Genomic DNA, 229 nt, shown 5'->3' with positions numbered 1-229 from the left:
GGCAATTTAGGCTTGGCCATATTCGCAGTGATGGCTGCCACGATCACTGTAGGACTAAAGTGATTGCCCCGATCGTTTTGGATGATCAACACCGGCCGGATGCCCCCTTGTTCCGACCCCACTACCGGCGATAGATCAGCGAAATATATATCTCCTCGTTTTACCATACCCATGATATCCCCCTCTAGCGCTCCTGCCGCTCTTTTCCGCCCCATACGGATCATCTGTA

Annotated in this window: 1 protein-coding gene; it reads right to left on the bottom strand. The window is 52.4% G+C overall.

The features are described 5' to 3' along the window. Positions 1 to 167 (bottom strand): type II toxin-antitoxin system PemK/MazF family toxin (locus RMT89_RS45795; protein ID WP_315889660.1); only part of this gene is annotated, 167 nt, incomplete at its 3' end. Positions 168 to 229: the final 62 nt, after the last annotated feature.

The organism is Streptomyces sp. P17, assembly GCF_032436805.1.
In the GTDB taxonomy this organism is placed as follows: domain Bacteria; phylum Actinomycetota; class Actinomycetes; order Streptomycetales; family Streptomycetaceae; genus Streptomyces.
Note: the sequence above shows the minus strand (reverse complement) of the source record. Positions and strands in the feature narration are given on the sequence as shown.